Origin of the sequence: Bacillus sp. 220_BSPC, assembly GCF_001054655.1 — a bacterium.
In the GTDB taxonomy this organism is placed as follows: domain Bacteria; phylum Bacillota; class Bacilli; order Bacillales; family DSM-1321; genus Peribacillus; species Peribacillus frigoritolerans.
The window spans coordinates 1-19,282 of record NZ_JVPL01000166.1 but is presented as its reverse complement, the minus strand read 5'-3'; the positions used below and the strand labels follow the sequence as shown (position 1 = coordinate 19,282).

The window sequence follows — 19,282 nt, the reverse complement described above, 5'->3', positions numbered from 1 at the left end:
TTCAATAAGGGGGAGCTACATGAGTACAGTTGAGGTGTATAAACCGAAGAACCATATTAGATTCGTTACAGCTTCGAGTTTATTTGATGGACATGATGCATCCATCAATATAATGAGGAGAATCCTTCAGTCCAGCGGGGCGGAAGTTATTCACCTAGGTCATAATCGTTCGGTGGAAGAAATCGTGAATGCGGCCATCCAGGAAGATGTCCAAGGCATAGCCATGTCATCTTACCAAGGCGGACATGTGGAATATTTTAAATATATGTATGACCTGCTGATGGAAAAGGGAGCCGGGCACATTCGGATTTTTGCCGGCGGTGGCGGGGTCATCATCCCTAGGGAAATTAAAGAACTCCATGATTATGGAATTGCCCGTATCTTTTCGCCTGATGAAGGGAGGGAATATGGGCTTCAAGGAATGATAAACGTTTTGATGGAGGAGTGTGATTTCTCGACAGTCAAACCATCTTTACAGGAACGTTTTGATGAATTGATTGCCGGGGGAACGAATGCCATTGCCCAATTCATTACCTTTGCCGAAAATAGACTCGATGTTTCACAGGAATCAGCGGCAGCGGTGGAGAGTCTTTTTGAGCAGATCAAGACTTCCGAAAAGAAGGTTCCTGTTCTGGGAATCACGGGGACTGGCGGAGCTGGAAAAAGTTCATTGACTGATGAATTGATACGAAGGTTCATTAACGAAATTCCGGACGAGAGAGTCGCCATTCTATCTGTAGACCCGACCAAACAGAAAACGGGCGGTGCCCTTCTTGGTGACAGGATCAGAATGAACTCGATCTTTTCAGATCGTGTTTATATGCGGAGCCTAGCCACGCGCCATTCAAAAAGTGAGCTGTCTTTGGCGATAAAGGATGCCATTTCCGTCGTGAAGGCAGCAGGCTTCGATTTAATCATCGTTGAAACGAGCGGGATCGGTCAGGGTGATGCAGAAATTGCCGAAATATGCGATGTTTCCATGTATGTAATGACGAGTGAATTCGGTGCTCCTTCGCAACTTGAAAAAATCGATATGATTGATTATGCAGACTTGATAGTCATTAACAAATACGAGCGCAAAGGTTCCGAGGATGCAAAAAACCAAGTTCAAAAGCAATACCAAAGAAGCCGTACGCTTTTTGATCAAGATCCATCTGAAATGCCAGTATACGGTACAATCGCTTCCCAATTCAATGACCCAGGCACCAATGCATTATTTGCCGCACTGATTGAAAGGCTTAATGAAAAATCAGGAACGGCTTGGAGTACGGCCTTTTCGAAAGAAGCGGATGTTTACAAACAAAATGTCATCATTCCCACTGACCGCCGGTATTATTTACGTGAAATCAGTGATACGGTCAGATCGTATCATAAGCGTGCCGCTGAACAAGTGCGTATTGCCCGGAGGCTTTTCCAGCTTGAAGGAGCCATTGATGCAGTTAAGGAACATGATAACGACGGCGATATGGTGGCTTCTTTAGAAAAACTGAAAAAGGAAACCGCTTCGAATTTATCACCTGAATCTAAAAAAATCCTTTCTGGATGGATGGATTTAAAAGAAAAGTATGCAGGAGAGCAGTTTGTAACGAAAGTCAGGGATAAAGAAATCGTCACAAAGCTGAAAACGAAAAGTTTATCAGGTTTAATGATCCCGAGAGTATCACTGCCGAAATATGTGGATTATGGAGAGATTTTGGGATGGGTATTCCGTGAGAACGTTCCGGGCTTCTTTCCTTACACAGCGGGAGTTTTTCCGTTCAAGCGTGAAGGGGAAGACCCGAAGCGGCAATTTGCCGGTGAAGGATCGCCCGACCGTACCAACAGGCGTTTTCATTATTTATCAAAGGATGATACTGCTAAACGGCTTAGCACGGCTTTCGACTCTGTAACTTTATATGGCGAGGACCCTGATCACCGGCCTGATATCTATGGAAAGGTAGGGGAAAGCGGAGTCAGCATCTGCACGTTGGATGACATGAAAAAGCTGTATGCAGGTTTTGATCTTTGCCACCCCTCAACCTCTGTATCCATGACCATCAATGGACCGGCACCAATCATTTTGGCCATGTATATGAATACGGCAGTCGATCAGCAGATTCAACGGAAAGAAGAAGAGCTAGGCCGTCCCCTTACAGATGCCGAAGCTGAAGAAGTGCAGGCTTATACGCTTCAGACGGTACGCGGTACTGTTCAGGCGGATATTCTGAAAGAGGACCAAGGCCAGAATACATGCATCTTCTCTACGGAATTTGCTTTAAGGTTAATGGGCGACATTCAAGCCTATTTCATCGATCGCAAAGTCAGGAACTATTACTCTGTATCCATTTCTGGCTATCACATTGCAGAAGCGGGTGCCAACCCAATTTCACAGCTGGCTTTTACATTAGCGAATGGCTTTACTTACATCGAATATTATTTAAGCCGCGGAATGAATATTGATGACTTTGCCCCGAATTTGTCGTTCTTCTTCTCAAATGGGCTCGACCCGGAATATACGGTGATCGGGAGGGTGGCAAGAAGGATCTGGGCGACAGTCATGCGGGATAAATATGGTGCGAACGACCGCAGCCAGAAGCTCAAATATCATATACAGACCTCCGGGCGCTCGCTTCATGCCCAAGAAATTGATTTTAATGATATCAGAACGACACTTCAAGCTTTAATGGCACTGCAGGACAACTGTAATTCCCTGCATACTAATGCGTATGATGAAGCCATCACGACGCCTACTGAAGAATCCGTTCGCCGGGCAATGGCCATCCAAATGATCATTACGAAGGAACATGGTCTCTCAAAAAATGAAAACCCGATGCAAGGTGCCTTCATCGTGGAGGAATTGACGGATCTGGTCGAAGAGGCCGTCCTGCAGGAGTTCGATCGCATCAATGATCGAGGCGGTGTGCTGGGTGCAATGGAGACGCAGTATCAGCGCGGGAAAATCCAGGATGAATCGATGCATTACGAAATGAAAAAGCATACGGGAGAATTGCCGATCATCGGTGTCAATACGTATTTGAATCCAAATCCTCCTTCCGAAGAAGCGGTGAACAGCATGGAAATTGCCCGTGCAACCAAGGAAGAAAAGGAAGGGCAAATCATAAATCTCCGGGCATTCCAGGAAAGAAATAAGGAGTTCACGGATGAAGCGTTAACTAAACTGAAATTGGCAGCCATGAATGGGGAAAATATCTTTGCTGAGCTCATGAACTGCGTGAGGGTGGCCAGTCTGGGTCAGATAACGAGGGCGTTATATGATGTCGGCGGTCAATACCGAAGAAATATGTAAACTAAAGAAGGGGGCTCCGAACGTTTAGGGGCCCTTTTTTTTAATAATTCCCGTCTTTTTTAACAAAATGAAGATTTTACCTTATAATTATTTGGAAAAGGGGCAAAAATGAAGAATCAGCCCTATTGGAGTTGAGAAAATGAACCTGAAAATGATTGGGTTGATCATAGGTTACATTCTTGCCATCATTTTTTTATTTGAGCTGTATGAGCATCAACTGGGTGCCATTTCTTTTTTTATCCTGACTGTTGTCTTTTTTACGGCAGCCTATCGTCAGAAATCGAAAAAGAAAAAAAAGGAATGATCTTTAGCTTTTGGTTTCCTGTGAATGATAGACAATAAGGTAAATCTGTGAAAGTATCATATAGAACTAGCATAAACCCATTTAGATTGTTTATAATGGAGTATATGTCTAGCAGGAATTGTCGTTATTTTATCGAACTACTGTTTTAGATTATTTTTTTATGTGAAAAAACACGGAATTCAGTGTTTGAATAGAGAAGGGAAGTGCGGAATTTGAGTTTAAAACAATACTCAAAAGAGCAATTATTGGAAATGTCCTTAATAGAGATGGCATATGATTTGTTAGTTGAAAGAAATGAACCGATTCCATTTAAAGACTTAATTAGTGAATTAGCTTCGCTGCACCATTTATCCAAAGCGGAAGTGGAAAAGAAAATTGCCCAATTCTATACGGATTTAAATGTGGATGGCCGTTTCACTTCACTTGGAGACAACCGCTGGGGATTGAAAACTTGGTACCCGGTTGACCAAATCGAGGAAGAAGTCGTACATGTTGTAAAACCTAAAAAGAAAAAGAAAGCCAAAAAGGCTGCTGTCGTCATCGATGATTTCGATGAACTTGAAGACGAAGACCTTGACTTTGAAGAAGATATCGATGATCTGGACGAGGATGAAGATGACGACGATGATGATATTCTAGGTACTCCAGTCATCGACGAAGTGCTTTTGGATGATGACGTGGATGATGACGACGATCTGGAAGAAGAAATAATCGAAGATGATGCATTTGTCCTGGAAGATGATGAGGACGAAGATGAAGACGAAGATGACTTGGATGACTTGAATGAAGAGGATGAGAAATAAATAATCGCCCTTGACTTTTTAAGGCGAAATTTGTAGAATCATTTTTGGGCTCCTTAAAAAAGGACACAATGATTAAATTATATCGCTCCCTTACTTTTTTGTAAGCGGAGCGTTTTTGTTTTTAATGATGGAATGAATAAATGACATCATTTTTTTATTTTTAAAAATGATTTCTCGTAGAATTGTAAAAACTATAGAGAACATATTTATGTTAACTGTCATTTAAGGAAATTTATTCTTGTTCATGTATCCTGCATGACTCTCACTAAAGACCTTTAAGTGATTAATGGTTTGTACTGGTTACGGTTTTTAGCTTTTAACCGCCCTTTTGGCGGAAGATTTGATTCAGGTTCCGATCTAATGATGGGAAGAACTGAATTGGAAGAAATCATTCTATTAGGAGGATATAAGATGACAAAATATATTTTTGTGACAGGTGGAGTAGTTTCTTCCTTGGGAAAAGGGATTACGGCCGCTTCTTTAGGAAGATTATTAAAAAATAGGGGATTGAATGTTACGATCCAGAAGTTTGACCCTTATATCAACTTGGATCCTGGTACGATGAGTCCATATCAACATGGTGAAGTGTTTGTAACGGATGATGGTGCTGAAACGGATTTGGATTTGGGGCACTATGAGCGTTTCATCGATATCAACCTTGGTAAACACAGCAATGTGACTACAGGCAGAATTTATTCAACCGTCCTGAGAAAAGAACGCCGCGGAGATTATCTAGGTGGAACGGTTCAAGTCATTCCCCATATCACGAATGAAATTAAAGAACGGGTTTTCCGTTCAGGCAATGAAACGAATGCCGACATAGTCATCACTGAAATTGGCGGTACTGTAGGGGATATCGAGTCTCTTCCATTCCTTGAAGCGATTCGCCAAATCAAGAGTGATATCGGCATCAATAATGTTATGTATATCCACTGTACATTGGTTCCTTACATCAAAGCTGCAGGTGAAATGAAAACAAAACCGACACAGCATAGTGTAAAAGAATTACGCAGTCTTGGCATTCAGCCAAATATCATCGTTGCACGTACAGAAAGCCCGATTTCACAAGATATGAAGGATAAAATCGCTTTATTCTGCGATATCGATAAAAATTCTGTTATCGAATGTCTTGATGCGGATACACTTTACTCGATCCCTCTAGCGCTTCAAGCACAAAATATGGACCAAATCGTTTGTGATCACTTGCAATTGGACTGTGGCGAAGCGGATATGGAAGATTGGAAGGAACTAGTCAAAAAGGTTACTTCTTTATCAAAGAAAACGAAAATCGCCTTAGTCGGAAAATATGTTGAATTGCAAGATGCTTATCTTTCTGTAGTGGAAGCACTTAAGCATGCTGGTTACGCATTTGATGCAGATGTTGAAATCGACTGGGTGAATTCCGAAGATGTAACTAAAGAAAATGTTGCAGAACTTCTTCAAGATGCAGATGGAATCCTTGTACCTGGAGGTTTTGGAGATCGTGGAATCGAAGGGAAAATTGCAGCGACTGAATTTGCCCGCACGACAAAAAAACCTTTCTTCGGAATTTGCTTAGGCATGCAGTTGGCGTCCATTGAGTATGCACGCAACGTCCTGGGATTGCCAGAAGCACATTCAGCTGAAATTAAGGAGGATACTCCTGATCCAATCATCGATCTTCTTCCTGAGCAGAAGGATGTAGAAGATTTGGGCGGAACACTGCGTCTTGGTCTGTATCCATGTAAGCTTATCGAAGGTACTAAAGCATACGAAGCTTATAATGACGAGGTTGTTTATGAACGTCACCGTCACCGTTATGAATTCAATAACCACTACCGTCAAGCTATGGAAGAGGCAGGATTCGTGTTCTCCGGTACAAGTCCAGATGGCCGTCTAGTCGAAATCATTGAACTGAAAGATCATCCTTGGTTTGTGGCTTCCCAATTCCATCCGGAATTCACGTCACGTCCTAACCGTCCACAGCCGCTATTCCGCGACTTTGTCGGTATGTCATTAAAGAACGGCGAAAATCGTTAATAAACAAAAAAACAGCCCCTGTGGCTGTTTCAGACTGTAGGCAAACTTGAAGAAAATCGAGTTTGCCTACAGTTTTTTTTGTGGTTTGTACTTTGGGAGGTTGATGGCCACTCCAAGCACCTCTTAGACGCGCTTTCCCGCATGAGTCCCGCACACCCGCTCCAATCAAGTTTGTTTTAACATTTAGAGAGTGGTCAGTGGGTTCGGGAACATCATTTGATGAAAGATATATTTTTCCGAACCTTTTTTAGATGAATTCATCATTCTTCATCTTCATATTCTTTTATGATTTCTTCAAGAGTGAATTTAATTCCATGATAAGCGAAAAGAGCGGTAAGGAGGGTAGGGTACCCATATCGATTTCCGGTTTCATCGGGAATCAATCCCCGTTGGATGCGTAAATCAATATGTACGTCAGCCAACTCCAAAAGAGAATCTTCTTCGGAAGGGACGGATGTAGAAACCGCAACAAATGGGATATCCTTTTCCTTGAGTTGTCTTGCCAGCATCAATGCTTCTGAATCGTCCGAATGGCGGCTGAATATAAGAAATCGATCTTCCTTGGAAATTGTTTCACTTAAATCATAGCTTTTTGCCTTAGGAAAGGGTTCTTCCCCATTCAATGCCTCGGCAGTGACGCCCTGCATTTCACCAAAACCGTGAATGAACACAGAACCGTCCCCAACCACAGCCTGAGCCAGCAGGCGTCCGGCATCCTCCATTTCAAAGGCTTCATTTTCAATCATTTTTTTAAATAAACCGCTTATCTGTGTCGAGAAAATTTTTAACATGATCAGGGACTCCTTTAAAAAATAATATACTTATTATAAAGGACTTTCCTTTGCATTGACAGGTTTCAGGGTTTTTGGTCCAAAGGGCTGAATTGACTAAATCGGTCGAAAAAACAAAAAAATTAAAATTCCTTTTAGCCATACAGCAGGAATTTTGTTACAATTATCGAATATGAACATAGATATCATGAATGAATAAATGCGTTGCTCAAGTAATTTAACGCAATCTATGTAACTACCCTTTTTCGGGTAATAGGCCGAATAGGCTAATATATTTAATGGATGAATCGGGAAGGGGAGAGGTGATAAAATGCCAGGGAAAATATTGATTGTTGATGATCAATTCGGGATTCGTATTTTATTGAACGAGGTGTTACATAAAGAAGGGTATGAAACATTTCAAGCAGCTAATGGCATTCAAGCCTTGGAAGTGCTAAATAATCATTCACCCGATCTTGTATTGCTGGATATGAAAATTCCGGGAATGGATGGCATTGAGATCTTGAAAAGGATGAAAGTCGTCGATCCGGACATCCGGGTCATAATCATGACGGCATATGGTGAACTTGATATGATTCAAGAAGCAAAGGATTTAGGGGCAATGACACACTTTGCAAAGCCGTTTGATATTGATGATATTAGAAAAGCCGTTCGTGAATACTTGCCGATTCAATCGAGTTAACGGTCTTGAAAATTTAATATTATTGACGGGGAAATTGCCGCGGCTATCTTTTTTTAGATGGGCCGTGTTTTTTTGGAATAAAATTTGAGACATGGTACAGTTGTAATTGTTGCTGTTTTTTTGATGTATTGATATGCTAAAAGAGGAGAGATATTCTGATTTATAAAGCGTATGCTACTTTGGTTTTAGGGAATATCTAGAAAGAATTAACTTTAAAAATAAACATCCACTAGTAGGAGGAAATCAAATGCCTTTAGTTTCTATGAAAGATATGCTGAATAAAGCCCTTGATGAAAAATATGCAGTAGGTCAATTCAATATCAATAACCTTGAATGGACTCAAGCTATCCTAGCTGCTGCTGAACAAGAAAAATCTCCAGTCATCCTTGGTGTTTCCGAAGGTGCTGCCCGTCATATGGGTGGTTTTAAAACAACTGTCATGATGGTTCAAGGTTTGTTGGAAGACATGAAAATCACTGTTCCTGTGGCCATTCACCTTGACCATGGTTCAAGTTATGATAAATGTAAGGAAGCCATCGAAGCGGGATTCACTTCAGTAATGATCGATGCTTCACATCATCCAATTGAAGAAAATATCGAAACAACCAAGAAGGTTGTCGAATTCGCTCATGCACGGAATGTTTCGGTTGAAGCGGAAGTGGGCACGGTTGGCGGACAAGAAGATGATATAATCGCTGATGGAGTCGTATATGCAGACCCTCAAGAATGTGAACAGTTGGTTAAAGAAACGAATGTCGACTGTTTTGCTCCAGCTTTGGGATCCGTTCACGGACCATACAAAGGTGAACCTAACCTAGGCTATAAAGAAATGGAAGAAGTACGGGATTTAACGAACAAACCTCTTGTTCTTCATGGCGGTACAGGCATCCCTACGAAAGATATCCAAAAAGCGATTTCTCTTGGAACATCAAAAATCAATGTGAATACGGAAAATCAAATTGTGTTCACAAAAGCGGTTCGTGAAATCCTGAATAACGATTCTGAAGTGTACGATCCTCGTAAATACATGGTTCCTGGCCGTGAAGCCATCAAAGAAACGGTCATCGGCAAAATTCGTGAATTCGGTTCAAACGGCAAAGCATAATTTCAAAAGGGTTCCATCCCTTTAAATGTAAGGCAATATTCCCATTGGGGGGCTCCCCCCTAATGGTTTCTTTTAGATGCAGGCTTAATCCGATCTCTATTTTTCGAACAATTAGAATTCAATAGAGAAATAAAAAATCGATTACATACGGAGGATATTTTATGAAATTCTTTATAGATACAGCAAATATGGAAGAAATCAAACAAGCGCACGAACTTGGCGTACTAGCAGGTGTTACGACTAACCCATCACTTGTTGCCAGGGAAAAGGGAGTTTCTTTCCATGACCGGCTAAAAGAAATCACAAGCCTTGTTAAGGAATCCGTTTCTGCTGAAGTCATTGCGCTTGATTTTGAAGGAATGATGGCAGAAGCCAAGGAGCTTGTTGCGATTGCACCTAATATCACGATCAAAGTGCCAATGACTCCAGATGGCTTGAAGGCTGTTTCAGCACTTACAAAACAAGGTGTCAAAACAAATGTCACGCTTATTTTCAGTGCCAACCAAGCATTATTGGCAGCTAGGGCAGGAGCAACTTATGTATCGCCATTTTTAGGACGCTTGGACGATATCGGCCAAAATGGTTTGGATTTAATTTCGGATATTGCTGACATATTTGCAATCCATGATATCAATGCTGAGATCATTGCAGCTTCCATCCGCCATCCGATGCATATTACAGAAGCGGCTCTTAAAGGAGCACATATTGCAACGATCCCTTATAAAGTTTTAATGCAATTATTCCACCACCCATTAACGGATAAAGGGATTGAAGCTTTCTTGAATGATTGGAATTCACGTACAGAAGCATAATGCCTTGCCGCTAAGTCGCTATAGATTGCACTGTTTTAATAAAATTAACATAAATTAGAAATTTTTATCTTTTTTTACATGAATTTTCTACTTTTGTGTAAACTAAAGAACTAGATAGTAAATGTTGTCGGATTATGCAATTTTCTTGTGGTAAAATATTACTTTTTGGAAGTAGCTTCTAAGTGCTTAGCGTGGAAGGGAGTATATTATGGAAAAACTTAAAATTGCCGGTGGCTATCCTCTGAAGGGAAGCATTCGTGTCAGCGGAGCAAAAAATAGTGCGGTTGCCCTTATTCCGGCAACAATTTTAGCGGACTCTCCCGTAACGATTGAAGGCCTGCCGGATATCTCGGATGTACAGATGCTGAAAGAGTTAATGGAGGAAATCGGCGGTGAGGTGTCCTTTGATGAAGGGCAGATGACAGTCAACCCCAGCAGGATGATTTCAATGCCTCTTCCGAATGGCAGGGTCAAGAAGTTACGTGCTTCGTATTATTTAATGGGGGCAATGCTTGGTAAATTCAAAAAGGCAGTGATCGGCTTGCCTGGAGGCTGCCATTTGGGACCCCGTCCGATAGATCAGCATATTAAGGGGTTCGAAGCACTTGGCGCACAAGTGACGAATGAACAAGGAGCCATTTACCTTAGGGCGGACGAGCTCCGGGGAGCACGCATATATTTGGATGTCGTTAGTGTAGGGGCAACGATCAACATCATGCTTGCCGCTGTTTTGGCCAAAGGCCGCACTGTGATTGAAAACGCTGCGAAAGAACCGGAAATCATCGATGTCGCCACATTGTTGACCAATATGGGAGCAAAAATCAAGGGTGCTGGAACGGATATCATTCGTATTGATGGTGTGGAAAGTTTGCATGGTTGCAAGCATACGATCATACCGGATCGGATTGAAGCCGGTACTTTCATGATTTTAGCCGCTGCTGTCGGTGAAGGGATTCTGATCGATAATGTCATTCCCCAGCATTTGGAGTCATTGACTTCCAAATTAAGGGAAATGGGGATTAATATTGAAGCGGGTGATGACCAGATATTTGTCTCACCGGGAGAAAATTATAAATCCGTTGATATCAAGACGTTGGTTTACCCTGGATTCCCAACAGATCTTCAGCAACCTTTCACTTCCCTTTTAACAAAAGCAAGCGGTTCTAGCATGGTGACCGATACGATATACGGGGCACGATTTAAGCATATTGATGAACTGCGACGCATGAATGCGAAGATCAAAGTCGAGGGCAGAGCAGGCATCGTCGATGGTCCTGTCCAACTTCACGGGGCAAAAGTGAAGGCAAGCGATTTACGTGCCGGAGCAGCTCTGGTAATTGCCGGTTTAATGGCTGAAGGGATTACAGAAGTGACCGGGCTTGAACATATAGATCGCGGATATAGCCATCTTGTTGAAAAACTTTCAGGTTTGGGAGCGACGATTTGGCGTGAAGAAATGACGCAAGAAGAAGTGGAGCAGCTTAAAAGCTGATCCCTTTTCTTGTTACCTCATTGTGTTACTATATATGATATAATGTGTTATACTAATATATAAATAAATCATGCTAGTGTACATGAGGGGGAACCGGAAATGGAAAGAAGTTTATCGATGGAGCTAGTCCGCGTAACAGAGGCGGCGGCCCTAAATTCAGCTCGTTGGATGGGAAGAGGAAAGAAAGACGAAGCGGATGATGCAGCAACAACTGCGATGCGGGATGTTTTCAATACCATTCCCATGCAAGGAACGGTTGTAATCGGTGAAGGGGAAATGGATGAGGCGCCAATGCTTTATATTGGCGAAAAACTTGGCACTGGTCTTGGGCCGCTAGTGGATGTTGCGGTTGATCCATTAGAAGGAACGAACATCGTTGCATCTGGCGGCTGGAATGCATTGGCTGTATTGGCGATAGCCGATAAGGGGAACTTGCTTCATGCCCCGGATATGTATATGGATAAAATAGCTGTCGGACCCGAGGCGGTTGGTCAGATTGATATCAATGCTTCCGTGTTGGACAACCTGAAAGCGGTAGCCAAGGCAAAAAATAAAGATATCCAAGACGTGGTTGCAACAGTATTGAACCGCGATCGTCATTCGAAGATCATTCATGAACTTCGTGAGGCAGGGGCACGTATCAAATTGATCAACGATGGAGATGTCGCAGGAGCGATAAATACGGCCTTCGATCTTACCGGTGTTGACATCTTATTCGGATCTGGCGGAGCTCCAGAGGGAGTCATTGCAGCCGTTGCCTTGAAATGCCTTGGAGGGGAAATTCAAGGTAAGCTCGTTCCTCATACTGATGAAGAAGTGGAACGGTGTGGGAAAATGGGCCTTGAATTAGGAAAAGTCCTCAGAATGGAAGATCTTGTTCGCGGAGATGACGCAATTTTTGCTGCAACAGGTGTGACTGACGGAGAACTTTTACGCGGTGTACAATTTAAAGGGCATTACGGCGAAACGCAATCCGTAGTCATGCGTGCTAAATCTGGTACCGTTCGATTCATTGATGGGCGTCACAGTCTTAAGATTAAACCGAATGGTTTGATTGACTGATAGCGTTTTTTAGAAAAATCACTTTTAAAAAGCGAGCGGTTTCATCGCTCGCTTTCTCTTTAAAAAAATTTAAGTTGAATAATTAAAATAAAAAAAGTAAAATAAAGCTTGGTCTACTATTAATAATTTAAAATCTGCCCTTTCACTCCAAACTTCAAGAAGCCTTCAAATAATTTTCTTCTTTACATGTAAAAATGTATCATCCTTTCTAAGAAAACTCTGGTCGGGTACATGGATTGCGGTTTTTCTTCCATCTAACAAACCAATTCTTTTTCAGTATGGGTGAAAACGTTTAATTAATAAAAGTGTGGTGTCATAATGAATTTAACTATTTCTAATTTAGAAAACATGAAACTTAAGGATCTCTATGAGCACGCTCGTGAATATAAAGTTTCCTATTACAGCAAACTTTCCAAAAAGGAACTTATTTTCGCTATCCTGAAAGCGCAAGCTGAGCAGGATGGTCTCCTATTCATGGAGGGCGTTTTAGAGATCATCCCTTCCGAGGGCTTCGGTTTCCTGCGTCCAATTAATTATTCTCCAAGCTCGGAGGATATTTATATTTCGGCTTCACAGATTCGCAGATTCGATTTGCGAAATGGAGATAAAGTGTCCGGTAAGGTAAGGCCTCCAAAAGAAAACGAGCGCTATTATGGATTGCTGCATGTTGAAGCGGTCAATGGCGATAATCCGGAATCAGCTAAAGAGCGTGTCCACTTTCCAGGTTTAACACCGCTGTATCCTAACAGGCAAATTAAACTGGAAACGACACCGAAGAACTTATCGACCAGGATTATGGATGTCCTGGCACCGGTCGGTTTCGGACAGCGTGGTCTGATTGTTGCACCTCCAAAAGCCGGTAAAACGATGCTAATCAAGGAAATTGCCAATGCGATAACCACAAACCATCCCGAATCGGAATTGATTGTGCTGTTGATCGATGAACGCCCGGAAGAAGTGACAGACATTGAACGTTCCGTCGCAGGAGACGTGGTAAGTTCAACTTTCGATGAAGTGCCGGAAAACCATATCAAGGTGGCTGAGCTGGTGTTAGAACGAGCCATGCGACTTGTGGAGCATAAACGGGATGTCATCATTTTAATGGACAGCATCACTCGCCTAGCCCGCGCTTACAACCTTGTCATTCCGCCGAGCGGGCGTACACTATCAGGGGGGATTGACCCTGCTGCATTCCATCGTCCGAAACGCTTTTTCGGTGCGGCGAGGAATATCGAGGAAGGCGGCAGCCTGACGATCCTTGCTACAGCCTTGGTAGATACTGGTTCAAGAATGGACGATGTCATTTATGAAGAATTTAAAGGTACGGGCAATATGGAGCTGCATCTAGATCGTGCCCTTGCCGAAAGACGGATCTTCCCGGCAATCGATATTCGTCGCTCAGGTACACGTAAAGAAGAATTGCTAATTCCGAAAGATCGCCTGGATAAACTATGGGCCATTAGGAAAACGATGTCAGATTCGCCTGATTTCTCGGAGAAATTCCTTCGCCGTCTAAAACAGACAAAAGGCAATGAAGAATTTTTCAGTAAGCTGGATGAAGAGATGTCAGAAATGAAAAAGGGTCCAGCGAGCGTAAAACGTTCTTAAACCCTGTAAGAAACAAACAGTTGCACAACTAGTTTTAAGTTGTTATAATGAGTTCATGTGTTTTTACAATAAATGTGAGGGTGCTTTTCCCTCAACTTGAAGTATATAACTCTGTTTCGAATGATTCAGGGCATAAGGAGCTGAAAAGAATGAAAACTGGAATTCATCCAAATTATAAGCTTTCAAAAGTAATTTGCTCTTGCGGAAACACTTTTGAAACTGGTTCAGTTAAAGAAGAGATCAAAGTTGAGACTTGTTCAGAGTGCCATCCATTCTATACTGGTCGTCAAAAATTCGCTGAAGCTGGCGGACGTGTTGATCGTTTCAACAAAAAATACGGTATTAAATAAGCCGGACTTTTTAAAAAACAGGCAAGTATTTTTCTTGCCTGTTTTTTCTTTTCCATAAACAAGTAAGAATTTATACAAAGCCAGGTCGACTTCAATTATGGCCAATGGATCGACAGGTGGAAGGGAGTAGCTGTTTCCATGTATGTAATGAAACAAACAGGCTGGATCGAGCTTATTTGCGGAAGCATGTTTTCAGGTAAATCTGAAGAATTGATTAAACGAGTCAGCCGTGCTCAATTTGCTAAAGAGCAGATAGCTGTATTTAAACCAGCTATTGATAATCGCTATGCGGAAGAGGCTGTCGTATCACACAATGGCTCTTCTGTGATGGCAAAACCGATTGCCCATTCAACGGATATTTTTAAGTATTTGGACAAGCCCCTGGATATCATTGCAATAGATGAAGTGCAATTTTTTGATCATGAAATTATCGGGGTTGCCCAGCATCTTGCGGACAGCGGTTATCGAGTGATTATGGCTGGACTCGATCAAGATTTCAGAGGTGAACCATTCGGTCCTATGCCTGTTCTATTATCGCTTGCAGAATCGGTGACTAAGCTGCAGGCAGTGTGTGAAGTATGCGGATCACCTGCGAGCAGGACACAGCGCTTGATAGATGGAGAGCCGGCCTCCTATGATGAGCCGATCATCCTTGTGGGTGCATCGGAATCGTACGAGCCCCGCTGCCGCCATCATCACGAAGTTCCGGGTAAGCAGGCTGTCGGGATTAAAGAACATATTTGAATGATGGTGCCCTATGATCCAATGAGATCACTGGGTGCTTTTTTTATGCGGAAAAGTGGAAAAGACTATCGAGTTATTAGGTGGCCTGACCAATACATGGAAGGGAAATAAAAGATAAATATTGCCCCATTTTGGGTAGGCTAACGAGGAAATGTTCTTCTTAACCAGTCAAAATGGAGGGAAAAAATATGAAATCAAAACTGCTTATTATGACGGCCTTTTTGCTTGCTTCACTAACGGCATGCGGTCAAAATGACAATGCAATAAATAATGATTCGGAATATGGGGATCAATCCCGGGATGGCAGGGTTGGCAATGGTTTAAATCAAGTATCCAATAATGATTGGGATAATGAAGCGGAACGACCATCAGATCAGGTTCTCAACACACCGCATCATACATCCAATAATTCTCCATCCATGGGGCAGCAAATTGATGAAATCCGCGGGGTGATCGAATCGGAAACTGATTATGAGGCCGGTTCCGTTTGGTTTAATGGAAATACCATACACGTTACGGTCCATGATAAAGGCAAAATCAAGACCGAAAAAGAAAGAAATAAGGAAATGCAGCGAATACAAGGCATGATAAACAGGGTTGTGCCTCAATATAATGTAGATGTCGAATTAAACAAGTAACGGCACGACATTTTTGAATCTCTTTGACGTTGATTATTCACCTATACTATAATTAACCTAGAAGTGAACTGAGCTGGGGCACTGAGCTACTTATTTATAGTAATAAAAGATGGATTACTTCCAATTCGTTTCAGATGTTTTGGAAAATTTATGAGGTGAATAATTTGTTTGATCGTTTGCAAGCAGTAGAAGATAGATATGAAAGATTGAATGAACTATTAAGTGACCCGGAGATCATTAATGACTCCAAGAAGCTAAGGGAATATTCCAAGGAGCAATCCAGCATTCAAGAGACCGCATCGACTTATAAAGAATATAAAGCGGTTCGTGAGCAACTTCAGGAAGCAAAGGCGATGCTGGAGGAGAAACTTGATGCGGAAATGCGTGAAATGGTAAAAGAAGAGATCAATGAACTTGATGAGACCATACAAGGACTTGAGGATAAGCTGAAAATATTGCTTATTCCGAAAGACCCCAACGATGATAAAAACGTAATCATGGAGATCCGCGGAGCGGCTGGCGGAGATGAGGCGGCCTTATTTGCAGGCAGTCTATACCGGATGTATAGCCGTTTTGCCGAGGTGCAGGGCTGGCGGACTGAAGTAATTGAAGCTAATCCTACTGGTCTTGGAGGCTACAAGGAAATCATATTCATGATTAATGGCAATGGCGCTTATTCAAAGTTGAAATTCGAAAATGGAGCTCATCGCGTTCAGCGAGTACCTGAAACGGAATCAGGCGGGCGGATTCATACATCCACAGCCACGGTTGCCGTTTTACCTGAAGCTGAGGAAGTGGAAGTTGAAATCCATGATAAGGATATTCGTGTCGATACCTTTGCATCAAGCGGTCCTGGAGGGCAAAGTGTCAATACGACAATGTCAGCGGTGCGCTTGACTCATATTCCGACTAATACGGTTGTATCCTGTCAAGATGAAAAATCACAAATCAAGAACAAAGAAAAAGCAATGAAGGTTTTGCGTGCCAGGGTCTTCGATAAAATCAATCGCGAAATACAGGCGGAATATGATCAAAATAGGAAGCTGGCCGTTGGAACGGGCGATCGATCTGAAAGGATTCGCACTTATAACTTCCCGCAAAACCGCGTTACCGACCACCGCATTGGTTTAACGATTCAAAAACTGGATCAAATCATGGAAGGTAAACTGGATGAAGTCGTTGATGCATTAATCATGGAAGACCAATCTTCAAGGCTGGAAAATGCAGATGAGTAATTCTGCCGTGAAAGTGTTTGAAGCCCTTAAATGGGCTTCTTCTTTTTTAAAGGAAAATGATCGTGATGCCAATGCTGGGGAAATCCTGTTACAGCACTTTTTAAAACAAACTCGCTCCCAAATGCTGGCCAACCTCCATGATGAGCTTAGTGAAGCGGATTTTGGGCAATTTAAGGACGCTATTGAGCTGCATGCTGAGGGGACGCCCATCCAATATATAATCGGCAGTGAAGAATTTTATGGACGGACCTTTTTTGTGAATGAAGAAGTGCTCATACCGAGACCGGAAACAGAAGAATTGATTTATTATACATTACGTAAACTCCCGGCCATTTTTATGGAGGGACGGAAGCTCCGTTTAGCTGATATTGGGACTGGCAGCGGCGCAATTGCCATAACGATGAAACTTGAAAAATCAAACCTGATGGTGACGGCCACGGACATAGCGGAACCATCGCTTGAGGTGGCGAGGAAAAATGCCGAATCACTTGGTGCCGAAGTGGAGTTCATGCAAGGTGATTTGCTTTCGCCGTTCATGAATATGAACGAGAAGGTGGACATTCTTTTATCGAATCCGCCATATATACCAGAAGATGATCATAAATCCATGTCAGTGGTCGTGACTGGTCATGAACCACATCGTGCGTTGTTTGCCGGTATCGATGGGCTGGATTTTTACCGCCGCTTTATGGAACAGTTACCTTTGGTCATGAAGGTGCCTGGACTGATCGGTTTTGAAGTGGGTGCAGGACAGGGTGCGGCGGTTGCCGATTTATTGAAGCGAACCTTTCCTGCCGCGGAAGTATCCATCATAAATGACATTAATGAAAAAGATCGAATGGTCTTTGCTGAATTAAAATGATCCGTCTCCCTTATGAAATGTACCCTTTGTAAAGGACAGTTTAAAAAAAGCCTAGGCAGCTTGAAAAAGATGATTTCTGTATTGAACAGGAGTCATCTTTTTTAAATTCCATTGGTATCTGTAGTGATTGTAATACGTCATATATTGCTTAATTTCTTTTTTTAATTCATCTAAAGTTGAACATGCTTTAATAGAGGCTTCATCTTTAAAATGGCCAAAAAAAGATTCTTGAGGTGCATTATCCCAGCAGTTCCCGCGCCTTGACATCGACTGGCCTAATCCCAGTTTTTTTACTAATTTCTGAAAGTCCGGATGGGTATAATGAGTTCCCTGATCAGAGTGGATAAAGGCATTCTTTGCTTTGTGAAATCTTCGATTTTTCTTTAACTTGAGGAGGGTTTCCGTAGCCAGGTCCATGGTAATGCGATCTGATACATGGTAAGCCACAATTTCATTGGTCGAAGCATCCTTAATCGTTGATAGATAAGCTTTCTTTCCTTGGCCATAGAACAAATATGTGATATCTGTCAGTAGTATTTTACCTGGAACTTCCTGTTTGAATTCCCTCTTCAAAAGATTCGGCACCACACGGTGCTCGTGAGTGGCTTTCATCATTCGTCTGTACGGATTTGCCTTCCGAATAGGGCATATAATGCTGTACTTCTTCATGATTCGCCGGATACGCTTCAAATTATAGACAACATTAAATTGACCCGCCAAAGTCATTTTGATCTGACGAGCCCCTTTCTTACGATTTTTGAAATGGAATGCTTTTATGATGATTTCTTTCACTACCTCATCCTTTTCATCTTTTCGAATTCTTTTTTCCTGTGATTTCACTGAGAAGTAATTATAATAACCACTTCTTGAAACACCGACTATTTTACAAAGGTATTTCACCATATGTTTTAGTTGATATTTTTCAATCACGGAGCGAATTAGGATATATTTTTGGAAAGGAGGAAGAACTACTTCTTCATCCCCCTTTCTGCAAAACGAATCTTTTTTAACAGTTCGTTTTCTGCCTTTAGTAAGTTGATTTGTGCTTCTAAGCGAGCATTTTTCTCCTCTAGGGTAAGTTTTCTTTCCTTTTGGCGCCCTGAATTTCCTGCTCTAGTGTCACATAAACCAATAATCCCGTTCTTCTCGTAAACTGCTTGCCATCTCTTACTCGCTGATTTAATTCTTTCCGTCCCCAAAACCTCTACATCAAACCCAAATTCTTCAAATATTTGCCTTACGAACTTGCCTTTCTGTTTTTCCGCTATAAATATATGCTTAAATTCATCAGTATAAGTAATTCCTTTTGAACTTACAGATTTAACATAATTATTAGATGATAGTAGTTTGATTTCTTTCTCTGTAAAAAGCTTTTTACTCATAACCTTCTCCAGTCCCATGTTGTGTTTTCTCGTTGTGTTTCTTAATTATACAAAAAAGTACCCTATAGGAGACTTTTTTAGGTGTCTACTCTATAGGGTACAGTTTA

General features: G+C 42.0%; 17 protein-coding genes. 15 read left to right on the top strand and 2 right to left on the bottom strand.

The genetic code is table 11. From position 1 onward, the window contains the following. The first annotated feature begins 19 nt into the window (after positions 1-19). From icmF to ADA55_RS11095, 4 genes are all read left to right on the top strand, one after another. Entirely contained in the window at positions 20-3,286 is a 3,267-nt protein-coding gene (gene icmF / locus ADA55_RS11105; protein ID WP_048683533.1) for a fused isobutyryl-CoA mutase/GTPase IcmF, read from the top strand. A 139-nt stretch (positions 3,287-3,425) separates the two neighbouring features. Further along, complete coding sequence (locus tag ADA55_RS29320) at positions 3,426-3,590, top strand: hypothetical protein (RefSeq protein WP_153246117.1); 165 nt, start codon at positions 3,426-3,428, stop codon at positions 3,588-3,590. Positions 3,591-3,802: 212 nt separating this feature from the next. Continuing rightward, positions 3,803-4,393, top strand: a complete 591-nt coding sequence (gene rpoE, locus ADA55_RS11100) for a DNA-directed RNA polymerase subunit delta (protein ID WP_048683530.1) — start codon at positions 3,803-3,805, stop codon at positions 4,391-4,393. Positions 4,394-4,804: 411 nt separating this feature from the next. Continuing rightward, positions 4,805-6,412 (top strand): CTP synthase, encoded by a 1,608-nt coding sequence (locus ADA55_RS11095; RefSeq protein WP_048683527.1) that lies wholly within the window; start codon positions 4,805-4,807, stop codon positions 6,410-6,412. Between the two features lie 260 nt (positions 6,413-6,672). Here ADA55_RS11095 and ADA55_RS11090 read toward each other — a convergent pair whose 3' ends face one another. After that, positions 6,673-7,203, bottom strand: coding sequence for a DUF2529 domain-containing protein (locus ADA55_RS11090; RefSeq protein ID WP_048683523.1), 531 nt, complete (start codon positions 7,201-7,203; stop codon positions 6,673-6,675). A gap of 310 nt (positions 7,204-7,513) precedes the next feature. Between ADA55_RS11090 and ADA55_RS11085 the strand changes: the two genes are divergently transcribed. From ADA55_RS11085 to prmC, 11 genes are all read left to right on the top strand, one after another. Beyond that, positions 7,514-7,885, top strand: coding sequence for a response regulator (locus ADA55_RS11085; protein ID WP_034315860.1), 372 nt, complete (start codon positions 7,514-7,516; stop codon positions 7,883-7,885). A gap of 247 nt (positions 7,886-8,132) precedes the next feature. Next, positions 8,133-8,990 carry a class II fructose-bisphosphate aldolase gene (locus ADA55_RS11080; protein WP_048683519.1) on the top strand — a complete coding sequence of 286 codons (858 nt, stop codon included), beginning with the start codon at positions 8,133-8,135 and terminating at the stop codon, positions 8,988-8,990. A gap of 161 nt (positions 8,991-9,151) precedes the next feature. Further along, positions 9,152-9,802, top strand: a complete 651-nt coding sequence (gene fsa / locus ADA55_RS11075) for a fructose-6-phosphate aldolase (protein ID WP_034315855.1) — start codon at positions 9,152-9,154, stop codon at positions 9,800-9,802. 208 nt (positions 9,803-10,010) lie between these two features. Then, the gene (locus tag ADA55_RS11070; protein WP_048683515.1) at positions 10,011-11,294 is read left to right on the top strand and encodes a UDP-N-acetylglucosamine 1-carboxyvinyltransferase; all 1,284 of its coding nucleotides are present in this window, start codon (positions 10,011-10,013) and stop codon (positions 11,292-11,294) included. A gap of 99 nt (positions 11,295-11,393) precedes the next feature. Continuing rightward, positions 11,394-12,356 (top strand): class II fructose-bisphosphatase, encoded by a 963-nt coding sequence (gene glpX / locus ADA55_RS11065; protein ID WP_034315852.1) that lies wholly within the window; start codon positions 11,394-11,396, stop codon positions 12,354-12,356. A 318-nt stretch (positions 12,357-12,674) separates the two neighbouring features. Further along, entirely contained in the window at positions 12,675-13,964 is a 1,290-nt protein-coding gene (gene rho, locus ADA55_RS11060) for a transcription termination factor Rho (protein ID WP_034315849.1), read from the top strand. 149 nt (positions 13,965-14,113) lie between these two features. Further along, on the top strand, positions 14,114-14,314 hold the full coding sequence (gene rpmE, locus ADA55_RS11055; RefSeq protein WP_034315847.1) for a 50S ribosomal protein L31: 201 nt from the start codon (positions 14,114-14,116) through the stop codon (positions 14,312-14,314). A 138-nt stretch (positions 14,315-14,452) separates the two neighbouring features. Further along, positions 14,453-15,058, top strand: coding sequence for a thymidine kinase (locus tag ADA55_RS11050; protein ID WP_034315845.1), 606 nt, complete (start codon positions 14,453-14,455; stop codon positions 15,056-15,058). 188 nt (positions 15,059-15,246) lie between these two features. After that, a complete protein-coding gene (locus ADA55_RS11045; RefSeq protein ID WP_048683510.1) occupies positions 15,247-15,696 on the top strand; it encodes a hypothetical protein in 450 nt (149 codons plus the stop codon). 164 nt (positions 15,697-15,860) lie between these two features. Then, positions 15,861-16,931, top strand: a complete 1,071-nt coding sequence (gene prfA / locus ADA55_RS11040) for a peptide chain release factor 1 (protein ID WP_048683507.1) — start codon at positions 15,861-15,863, stop codon at positions 16,929-16,931. Further along, entirely contained in the window at positions 16,924-17,793 is an 870-nt protein-coding gene (prmC, locus tag ADA55_RS11035; protein ID WP_250697570.1) for a peptide chain release factor N(5)-glutamine methyltransferase, read from the top strand. Before prfA ends, prmC begins: the two co-directional genes overlap by 8 nt. A gap of 51 nt (positions 17,794-17,844) precedes the next feature. Here the strand turns inward: prmC and ADA55_RS28425 are convergent. Further along, positions 17,845-19,175 (bottom strand): IS3 family transposase gene (locus ADA55_RS28425; RefSeq protein ID WP_226990452.1). Its coding sequence is split into 2 segments (ribosomal slippage): positions 17,845-18,803 and positions 18,803-19,175, totalling 1,332 coding nucleotides; the frame shifts between segments, so codons are not numbered across the junction. Between the last annotated feature and the right edge of the window lie 107 nt (positions 19,176-19,282).